Source organism: Enterobacter cloacae complex sp. I3, assembly GCF_014896175.1.
Classification (GTDB): Bacteria; Pseudomonadota; Gammaproteobacteria; order Enterobacterales; family Enterobacteriaceae; genus Enterobacter; species Enterobacter bugandensis.
In genome coordinates, this window is record NZ_JADBQZ010000002.1 from 241,391 (window position 1) to 250,771 (window position 9,381).

Below are 9,381 nucleotides of genomic sequence, written 5' to 3' on the forward strand. Positions count from 1 at the left end.
GTACCTGTTAATAAAATGGCGCACATTGTGCGCCATTTTTTTTGCCTGCGTCAAACTGCTACTGCGTTACCTTTTCCCCTTCCTCTTCTGCTACCGCAGCAGACACCCGGCTGTTCTGCACTGACAACACGCTATTGCTGGCCGACGGGCCGCTACCCGCGGATACGACAACCGGGATCCCGGCACGGCGCGCCAGGGCTTTATCAATTAACGCCTTATCGCTTCCGGCCTGAGAAACAAAGGTGGCAAAGTCTGCCGAGTGAGTAATGGGCGAAATCTGCGGGTTCTCGCCCTCCACCTGCGCCAGCGGACGGTGGACCTCAATATAGCGCTTACCGTCCGGCTCAACCGAGAATTTCACCGGCTCGTTGATGATCTGTACCCGCGTGCCGACCCGCACCTGTTCAAACAGGGCTTTAATATCCGGGGCGTTCATTCGCATACAGCCGGAACTGACGCGCAGACCTACGCTGTCCGGCGCGCTGGTACCGTGAATAAGATATTCCCCATTACCAATTCCCAGACGCAGCGCATAGCGCCCCAGCGGGTTATTTGGCCCCGCCGGGACGACGGGTGGCAATTTAATTCCCTGGGCCAGGGAACGCGCTCTGATGCCCGCCGTTGGCGTCCAGGTTGGATTAGGGATTTTTTGGCTGACGCGGGTGGTGCTCACCGGCGTTTCCAGCCCCAGCTGTCCGATGCCGAGCGGGAATACCTGGACAATATTTTCTCCCGGCGGGAAGTAGTAGAGCCGAAGCTCGGCCAGGTTAACCACAATGCCTTCGCGCGGGGTATCTGGCAGCAACATCTGCGACGGGATCGTGATAACGGTACCCGGCGCCGGGTTTACTGGCGCAATGGTATTGTTCGTTTCAAGGATCACCTGCGCCGCCGTATTAAACCGACGGGCGATAGTCTGAAGCTTATTATCCCCTTCCTGTATCGTGTAGGTTTGATTTTGCCCGATCAGACGGCTGCCTGCGGGCGGCAACGGATAGTCCATCGCGCGGGCCGAATTAAACGTACCGAGCGAACTGAGGAGTAATAGAGTTATTAGAGACGCGCGCTTCATGCTGAGATTCCTTATTCACTGGCAGGATGCCAGAAAGCTGAAAAACCAGCGAGGCGGGAACCACCTCGCGAAACAGAATGAATGCTGTTCTGTAAGTCTAGCTAAGGATTGCAGCTTTGGCGCGAATGGCGCGAATCATCGCTTCCAGCCCCTGGGAGCGGGATGGGGTGAGGTGTTGGGTCAGGGCCATTTTTTCAAACCACGGGCGGACATCGAACGCGACGATATCCTGCGCCGACATCCGGTGGTAAAGAATAAAGACGACCGCAATCAGCCCTTTTACAATGGCCGCATCGCTGTCGCCGTGCAGGGCGATAGTGCCGTCGTCAGACTGCTCCATCACAATCCACACCTGGCTCTGGCAGCCCTGAATAATGTTTTCCGGGTTATGCGCCTCTTCACCGAGCGGCGGCAGACGCTGCCCCAGCTCGATGATATAAAGGTACTTCTCTTCCCAGTTTGCACAGCGTCCAAAGTTGCGCAGCAATTTGTCTCTGTCCGGCAGTTCTGCCATCTTTTGCCTCTTCTTAGCCCAGCAGCTGGTGAATGCGCTTAAGCCCCGCCACCAGCCTGTCGACCTCTTCCATTGTGTTATACATCACCAGCGATGCGCGGCACATTGCCGGCACCTGGTAAAAAGCCATCAGCGGCATGGCGCAGTGGTGCCCGGTACGGACGGCCACGCCGTAGTTATCGAGGAAGCTGCCCACGTCATAGGCGTGGTGTTTCCCCAGGTTAAAGGCAATCACGCCCTGTCGGTCAGCCGGGCCATACAGGGTAAGGTCAGGCACGCTGGCAAGCTCCTGCAGCGCGTAGTGCATCAGCAGCTGTTCGTACTCCTGAATGGCGTCGAGGCCGATTGCGGAGACGTAAGACACCGCCGCCCCCAGGCCGATAATTCCGCCGGTGTTGGGGGTGCCCGCCTCGAAGCGCCAGGGCGCGCGGGCGTAGGTCGTCCCTTCCGTCAGGCTGACGGTGGCGATCATCGATCCGCCCCCTTCCCACGGCGGCATCGCCTGCAGGATGTCCTCTTTCACATACAGCACGCCAATCCCGGTCGGGCCATAGAGCTTATGCCCGGAGAATACGTAGAAATCGCAGTCCAGCGCCTGCACGTCCACCGCGTGGTGCATCACCGCCTGCGCGCCGTCAATCAGCACCTTCGCGCCGGCCTGATGGGCTTTTGCGATAATCTCTGTCACCGGGTTTTCGGTGCCCAGCACGTTAGAGACCTGGGTGACCGCCACCAGCCGCGTTTTATCGTCCAGCAGGGCGTCAAGCTGCTCCAGCTGCAGCGTGCCGTCGTCGTTCAACGGAACGACCCGCAGCTGCGCGCCGACACGCTCGCAGAGCATCTGCCACGGCACAATATTGGCGTGGTGCTCCATCTGGGTGATGATGATGTTATCCCCCGCGCGCACCTGGGCGTTGCCCCAGCTATTGGCGACAAGGTTAATCCCCTCGGTTGTGCCGCGCACAAATACCAGCTCTTCCGGCAGGCGTGCATTGAGGAAGGCTGCAATTTGCGTGCGCACGTTTTCCATGCGCTGGGTCGCCTCGGCGCTCAGGGTATGAATACCGCGATGCACGGCGGCGTAGCCGTGGCGGTAGAACTCGGCTTCCGCATCCACCACCTGATTCGGCTTCTGCGCGCTGGCCGCGCTGTCGAGATAGGCCAGCGGCAGGCCGTTCACTTCACGGGTCAGAACCGGGAAATCGGCCCGCACTTTCTCTACGGGAAAATTCATGCTTCGCCTCCGGGCAGACGCTGACCAATGCGGGCCAGCACCTGCTGCTTCAATACGCCATCGTGCAGCGCTTCCGTAAGCTCCGCCGCAAAGGCGTAGATGATCATTTTCTGCGCCGCCTGCTGGTCGATGCCGCGCGAGCGCAGGTAGAACATCTGCTCGTCGTCGATCCGACCGACCGTCGCGCCGTGACTGCATTTTACGTCGTCGGCGTAGATCTCCAGCTGCGGCTTGGTGTCCACTTCCGCCAGGCGCCCCAGCAGCAGATTGTTGTTGGTCATCTGCCCGTCGGTTTTGATGGCGTGCTGGGCCACGTTAATCAGGCCGTTAAACACCGCCCGCCCTTTATCGCTGACGATGGTTTTGTGCAGCTGGCGGCTGTTGCAGTAGCCTTTGTTGTGCTCAAGCCAGGTGCGCGTGTCGCACACTTCTGCCTTCACCGGCATCGCCAGGCTGTTGATGCGCAGCGTAGTGTTTTCACCGTTAAGCTGCGTGCTGGTGTTGTGGCGCAGCACCGCGCCGCCGAGCAGGAAGCTGTGGCTGTACGCCGCTGCATCCTGGCCCAGCAGAAGATCGTTATGGGCAAAATGATGGCTCTGCGGATTCTCAAACGCCAGCTTAATATGGTGAAGCTGCGCATTGGCGGCAACGTTCATCGTCAGCCGCGACCCGGTAAAGTGGCGGGTCTCGTTGAGGCTGACGTAATGTTCGATTACCGTGGCCTCCGCCCCCTCCGCCAGCTCAAGGTGATGGCGATAGTGCGCGGTGTTGATCTCATCGCCCTCCACGCCCTGGGTGATGTGCATCAGCAGCAGCGGTTTTGCCGGACGCTGGTTACGCTTGACCTGAATATGCGTCACGCTGCGGGCCAGGCTCTCGGTCAGGTGGAGGAAGACTTCCGGCTGAACCGGGGTGCTCAGGCTCTGGCGGTCGTCGTTAATGACGATATCGAACCCGCTATCCCGGGCGTCGTCGCTCAGTTCTGGACGCCAGACGCCGTCGACAAAGACCAGACGCACCGCATCCACCGTCAGCGCCAGAGCGTCACGCCGGGCCGGGTCAATCTCTGCCAGACGCGTCACAAACTCGCCGTTCAGCAGGCCGTCGAGTGGGGTGTATTTCCAGTTCTCATGCTTCCGCGTCGGCAGGCCGAGGCGCAGCATCTGCTGCAGGTGCTGCTGCGCCTGCTCGGAGCGCGTATTACCCTGCTCCTCAAACAGCCGGTGCCACTGCTGGAGCGCATTACTGCTGTTCGGTAAGCCAGCCATAACCCTGCTCCTCCAGTTGTTTAACCAGCGTAAAATCACCGGATTTCACAATACGTCCCTGGTAAAGCACGTGGACATAGTCCGGCTTGATGTAGTCCAGAATGCGCTGGTAGTGGGTGACAATAATGAACGAGCGCTTGCCGTCGCGCAGGGAATTCACCCCGTCGGCGACAATCTTCAGGGCGTCGATATCCAGACCGGAGTCGGTCTCATCCAGAATGCACAGCTCGGGCTCGAGCACCGCCATCTGCAGGATATCGTTACGCTTTTTCTCGCCGCCGGAAAAGCCGACGTTGACCGAGCGGGTCAGCAGGTCTTCCGGCATTTTCAGCAGTTTGATCTTCTCTTCCATTAGATCCTGGAAGTCGAAGCGATCCAGCGCCTCCTGGCCGCGATACTTGCGCACCGCATTCAGCGCCGTCTGGAGGAAAAACTGGTTGCTGACGCCCGGAATTTCCACCGGGTACTGGAAGGCCATAAAGATGCCCTCACCCGCACGGTCTTCCGGCGACATCTCCAGAAGATCTTTGCCGTTAAATTCGACCGAGCCGCCTGTCACTTCGTAATCTTCGCGTCCCGCCAGCGTCGCTGAAAGCGTACTTTTCCCGGAGCCGTTTGGCCCCATGATGGCGTGAACTTCACCCGGCTTGACGTCAAAATTGAGACCGCGCAGGATCGCTTTCTCTTCCACGCTAACCTGTAAATCTTTAATGCTTAACATGTGCTTTCCTTAACCGACGCTGTGTTCAAGACTAATGGCGAGGAGTTTTTGTGCTTCAACGGCGAATTCCAGCGGCAGTTCAGAGAACACGTCCTTACAGAAGCCGTTCACAATCATCGAAATGGCATCTTCTTCGCTGATGCCGCGCTGCAGGCAGTAGAAGAGCTGATCTTCCCCAATGCGCGACGTGGTCGCCTCGTGCTCCAGCTGAGCCGTGTTGTTGCGACACTCCACGTACGGGAAGGTATGCGCCCCGCAGTCGGCACCGATCAGCATTGAATCACACTGGGTGAAGTTACGCGCGTTGGTGGCCGTCGGCATGATTTTCACCAGCCCGCGATAGCTGTTCTGGCTATGCCCGGCGGAGATCCCCTTCGAAATAATCGTCGATTTTGTGTTTTTCCCAATGTGGATCATCTTGGTGCCGGTATCGGCCTGCTGATGCCCGCTGGTCAGCGCCACAGAGTAAAACTCACCGATGGAGTTATCCCCGCGCAGAATACAGCTCGGGTATTTCCAGGTAATAGCGGAGCCGGTTTCCGACTGCGTCCAGGACATTTTGCTGTTTTCGCCTTCGCACAGCGCTCGCTTGGTGACGAAGTTCAGGATACCGCCGGTATTGCCGTCGCCGGGGAACCAGTTCTGCACCGTGGAGTATTTCACCTCGGCGTCTTTGTGAATGATGACCTCAACCACCGCCGCGTGCAGCTGGTAGCTGTCGCGCACCGGGGCGGAGCACCCTTCGATATAGCTGACGTAGCTGCCTTCGTCCGCTACCAGAATGGTGCGTTCGAACTGTCCGGTTTTTTCGGCGTTGATGCGGAAATAGGTGGAGAGCTCCATCGGGCAGCGCACGCCTTTCGGCACGTAGATAAAGGTGCCGTCAGAGGCTACCGCGGCATTCAGCGCGGCGAAGAAGTTATCGTTGCTCGGTACCACGGTGCCGATGTACTTTTTCACCAGATCGGGGTGGTCATGAATAGCTTCGCCAAAGGAGCAGAAAATGATCCCCTGTTCGGCCAGCTTTTCACGGTAGGTGGTCGCCACCGAGACGGAGTCGAAAATGGCGTCTACCGCCACCTCTCTCCCCTCGCGCACGGGTACGCCCAGCTGGTTAAACGCCTCTTCAACCTCTTTGCTCAGGAAGCTGTTCTCGGCACCGGTTTGCTGGACCGCGCCGGGCTGCGAGGCGCAGGTATCGTCACAGCTGCCGCAGGAGGGCGCGGAGTAGTAGCTGTAATCCTGATAGTTCAGCTTGTCGTAGTGGGCTTTCAGCCAGTGCGGCTCTTCCATCTCCAGCCAGGCGCGGAACGCACTCAGGCGAAATTCGAGCATCCACTCGGGCTCGTTACGTTTGGCCGAAATGGCGCGCACCACATCTTCATTAATGCCTTTCGCCAGCTCGTCGGTCTGCAGCTGCGTGAAAAAACCCTCTTTATAGTTGAGGTGTCCGCCGCTCCAGGTGTTTACATCACTCGTTGCTTCAGTATTACGAGACATAGTACCGCCTATACCCCAAAGCTTTCGCCGCAGCCGCATTCGTTCTGGGCTTTCGGGTTATGAAATTTGAATAACTGGTTTAAACCTTCCCGCACGTAATCCACTTCGGTTCCATCGATAAACGGCATAGCCTGCAGCGCGACGTACAGCTTTGCGCCGTCGGTTTCAAACACCAGGTCATCTTTTTCCGGTGCGGTGACGGTATCCAGCACGTAGCCAAAGCCCGCGCAGCCGGTCTGCTTAACGCCTAAGCGCACGCCGAGAATGTCGGGATTTTTTGCCACCAGCTCGTGGATATGCGCCGCCGCCGCAGGCGTGAGCGTTAATCCTCGCCAGGCAAAATCGGCAGGATTGAAGGTTTCTGAATGCAGTTCCATAGGTCCACCTCATCTGATTAGCCATCAGGGCATAACACCATGTTAGTGATAACGATTATCACTTCAACCCTCTGTCAGCAGGGGCATTCGGCTAAACCGCCCTTTTTGTCTACTTTTATTAAGCATAGACCCTGTCAGAAGATGCGGGCGGGATGGATTTAATTGTTCAATACTTTGAAAATTAATGGATTATCTGTTGTAGAAAACAGCGAAGAGAGGAAAAGTAAAATATGTATCGGAAATGCCTATTTTTGAGATAGCTTTTGTTCTGGAAGTGTCTAAAACAATAAAAGGCCCTCAAGGCCTCTGATTATTATTGGTGAAATGAAACGCTAAAACCCTGCTCACGCCAGTGGTCGAGCTGTTCCTGCTGACGCGGTGTTAGCGTTTTTCCCGTCCAGACGAAGATTTTTTGCCCCGGGAAAAGTTCAGGACGCGGAGAATCAATCGGGTCCGCCAGCACGTCAATGTGCCAGCCTTGCTGCGCCAGCCGCGCGGCTTCAAGCCAAAGATGGGTACGGTCATCGCATTCCCAGCCGATAAGCAACGCATCTTTACCCGCTTTCTTGCGCGACTCCGCCAGGCTTAGAACCGCGAATTCAATCAGGACGCCGTCAAGCATGCTCGCCATGTGGCGTACAGTATTTTGATCCTGATTCATTCGCTGGCGGACGGGGGAAATGATGTTATCAATCAGCGCATCCATGGCATGCTCCCGGCGGAACTCACCGATTTTGGCGCGCAGCTTTGCCGGGCTGGCATAACGCAGAACGGTCATCATCTCTTCCTGGAACGAAACCCAGTTACCCTGAGTCAGGACTTCTTTATTTTCCAGCAAGGCTTTTACTTTTCCAACCGAAACGCCGCTTTTCATCAGGCGTTTGATCTCTTCAATACGCAGGATATCTTCATCGTCAAACTGACGATGACCCCCTTCGCTGCGCTGCGGCTTCAACAATCCATAACGTCGCTGCCAGGCACGCAGCGTAACGGGGTTGATACCGCATCGTTCGGCCACTTCGCCGATACTGTAATAGGCCATTAACTCCCTCACGCTCAGAACTTCCATACCTAACTACACCAACCTTATCAGATTGTACAAACCATTTGTATAACTAAGAACGCATTTTGCTCAGGTGAAAGGGGTCGTTCTCCCTTCACCTGTTAATACATTGTTGTCTAAAGTTTGCTTCTCGTACAGCTAAGTCTGCCGAATTTTGTACAGCTTTATCAAAAATCGAATTTCTTCTCCGGCCATGCAATCGCCGGAATTCCGCCATGCCGGGGGCTTGCAAACAGATGGCCCTGGAACTGGGAAATGCCCGCAGATTCCAGCCACATCCACTCTTCTGCCTTCTCCACGCCGACCGCGCAGAACTGAATTTCAAGCGAGGAACAGCATTTGATAATCGCCTGAATGATGGCCTGTCGAGGGCCACTTTTATGCACGTTCGCGACGAGATCTCGATTAATCTTAATTCTGTCGGGCTGGAATTGGGCCAGTAGCTGTAGTCCCGCAAAGCCGGCACCAAAGTGATCGATCGTCACGCTGATGCCTGCACTTTTTAGCTGTCTGACTGAATCCGTGAACTCGTCAAAACGGGAAATGGCTTCACTTTCGGTAAACTCCACCACAATTTGCTCAGGGACAAAACCGTTTGCTTCAATTGCGGTGAGCAGGAAATCAACGGCATTAGGAATGTTAACCAGCGTCATAGGCAGCAGGTTGAGGGATAACGTCTGGTTCTGCAACCCGAGTGCACTGGCCATTGAGAGGGCCACCTGCTTGCTGTGCAAATCAGAGGTATACACGTCGTCACGCGGCAGATTGGCAAAGTAGATCCCCGGTGCGCCGCCGTCAGGCGTGCGGAGAAGCGCCTCCCAGGAGACAACCTGCTGCATAAACGGATCGACTATCGGCTGGAAAGCAAAGCTGCAATCCGCTCCTTTCGCGATTACCTCGGGTTGCGCTGACAAGCGTGTTTCTTCGCGAACGAACTCCCAGGAATCCGCAGGCGGCAGTTCAAAATAGTTCGCTTTTTCCGTGGCCTCGACAAAGGTACGGAAAAACTGCAGCGGACGGTCATTGTAAGTCAGCTGATAGCGTGTTGTTCCCTTGTTCAGCACCTGTTGCAGCACCTCGTTCCTGTCGAACTGGCGCAAATCAAAAAGCTCCATGCCCACCTTGCCAAAACGCCGAACGGGCCCGTGATCGCGCATCAGCTCGACTACGTTATGGTGTCGCGGGTCGTTGCAGATCTCCTCATAAATAGCAGAAACATGCTCCACTGGCCCCTCAAGCAACTGAAAAAAATGTGTGCCGTTAAACAGCAAGATCCCCGTGACGTTGGCTTGCCGGTTTTTATTATTTGCAGCAGCGACCATAGCTTCCAGTGCTTTCACTGGAACGTCCTCGCAGATATGACTGCGGTAAATGATGGTTGTAAGCATGCGATTCCTGGGGGTTAAGGGTTTTGACCACAAAAACATGTGGAGAGACTTCTCTTATAGCACATTAATTGCCTCACAAATAATTTACATCTCAATCATTTACGCCCGTTAATGGCACTCTCACAAGTGTTGTACAACTTAACAGCGGCCGTGCGTTTTGTACAATATATTCTGTAGCATTACCGTTTCATGAGCAATGAACAAGCAATTGAAAAATAGAGCATTTATAAAATATATCCTGATT

Annotated in this window: 9 protein-coding genes; all 9 read right to left on the bottom strand. The window is 55.8% G+C overall.

Annotated features, from left to right (window positions below; translation table 11 throughout):
• Positions 1 to 58 precede the first annotated feature (58 nt).
• The 9 genes from IM271_RS02465 to IM271_RS02505 all read right to left on the bottom strand — a co-directional run bounded on the left by IM271_RS02465 (position 59) and on the right by IM271_RS02505 (position 9,137).
• Positions 59 to 1,072, bottom strand: a complete 1,014-nt coding sequence (locus IM271_RS02465) for a L,D-transpeptidase family protein (RefSeq protein WP_028012870.1) — start codon at positions 1,070 to 1,072, stop codon at positions 59 to 61.
• 97 nt (positions 1,073 to 1,169) lie between these two features.
• Positions 1,170 to 1,586 carry a cysteine desulfuration protein SufE gene (sufE, locus tag IM271_RS02470; protein ID WP_028012869.1) on the bottom strand — a complete coding sequence of 139 codons (417 nt, stop codon included), beginning with the start codon at positions 1,584 to 1,586 and terminating at the stop codon, positions 1,170 to 1,172.
• Positions 1,587 to 1,599: 13 nt separating this feature from the next.
• A complete protein-coding gene (gene sufS, locus IM271_RS02475) occupies positions 1,600 to 2,820 on the bottom strand; it encodes a cysteine desulfurase SufS (RefSeq protein WP_193052119.1) in 1,221 nt (406 codons plus the stop codon).
• Positions 2,817 to 4,088, bottom strand: a complete 1,272-nt coding sequence (gene sufD / locus IM271_RS02480) for a Fe-S cluster assembly protein SufD (protein ID WP_063942590.1) — start codon at positions 4,086 to 4,088, stop codon at positions 2,817 to 2,819. The genes sufS and sufD overlap by 4 nt, the downstream gene beginning before the upstream one ends.
• Positions 4,063 to 4,809, bottom strand: coding sequence for a Fe-S cluster assembly ATPase SufC (gene sufC / locus IM271_RS02485; protein ID WP_041910384.1), 747 nt, complete (start codon positions 4,807 to 4,809; stop codon positions 4,063 to 4,065). Before sufC ends, sufD begins: the two co-directional genes overlap by 26 nt.
• A gap of 9 nt (positions 4,810 to 4,818) precedes the next feature.
• Positions 4,819 to 6,309, bottom strand: a complete 1,491-nt coding sequence (gene sufB, locus IM271_RS02490; protein WP_028012865.1) for a Fe-S cluster assembly protein SufB — start codon at positions 6,307 to 6,309, stop codon at positions 4,819 to 4,821.
• An 8-nt stretch (positions 6,310 to 6,317) separates the two neighbouring features.
• The gene (gene sufA, locus IM271_RS02495; protein WP_041910386.1) at positions 6,318 to 6,686 is read right to left on the bottom strand and encodes a Fe-S cluster assembly scaffold SufA; all 369 of its coding nucleotides are present in this window, start codon (positions 6,684 to 6,686) and stop codon (positions 6,318 to 6,320) included.
• Positions 6,687 to 6,999: 313 nt separating this feature from the next.
• Positions 7,000 to 7,728, bottom strand: a complete 729-nt coding sequence (locus IM271_RS02500) for a MerR family transcriptional regulator (protein ID WP_049000802.1) — start codon at positions 7,726 to 7,728, stop codon at positions 7,000 to 7,002.
• A gap of 188 nt (positions 7,729 to 7,916) precedes the next feature.
• Entirely contained in the window at positions 7,917 to 9,137 is a 1,221-nt protein-coding gene (locus IM271_RS02505) for a diguanylate phosphodiesterase (protein ID WP_028012862.1), read from the bottom strand.
• Positions 9,138 to 9,381: the final 244 nt, after the last annotated feature.

Coding starts and splice junctions, on each gene's coding strand:
- sufC (WP_041910384.1), bottom strand. CDS start 4,809: ATGTTAAGCATTAAAGATTTACAGGTTAGCGTGGAAGAGAAAGCGATC.
- sufS (WP_193052119.1), bottom strand. CDS start 2,820: ATGAATTTTCCCGTAGAGAAAGTGCGGGCCGATTTCCCGGTTCTGACC.
- IM271_RS02505 (WP_028012862.1), bottom strand. CDS start 9,137: ATGCTTACAACCATCATTTACCGCAGTCATATCTGCGAGGACGTTCCA.
- sufD (WP_063942590.1), bottom strand. CDS start 4,088: ATGGCTGGCTTACCGAACAGCAGTAATGCGCTCCAGCAGTGGCACCGG.
- sufA (WP_041910386.1), bottom strand. CDS start 6,686: ATGGAACTGCATTCAGAAACCTTCAATCCTGCCGATTTTGCCTGGCGA.
- IM271_RS02500 (WP_049000802.1), bottom strand. CDS start 7,728: ATGGCCTATTACAGTATCGGCGAAGTGGCCGAACGATGCGGTATCAAC.
- sufE (WP_028012869.1), bottom strand. CDS start 1,586: ATGGCAGAACTGCCGGACAGAGACAAATTGCTGCGCAACTTTGGACGC.
- IM271_RS02465 (WP_028012870.1), bottom strand. CDS start 1,072: ATGAAGCGCGCGTCTCTAATAACTCTATTACTCCTCAGTTCGCTCGGT.
- sufB (WP_028012865.1), bottom strand. CDS start 6,309: ATGTCTCGTAATACTGAAGCAACGAGTGATGTAAACACCTGGAGCGGC.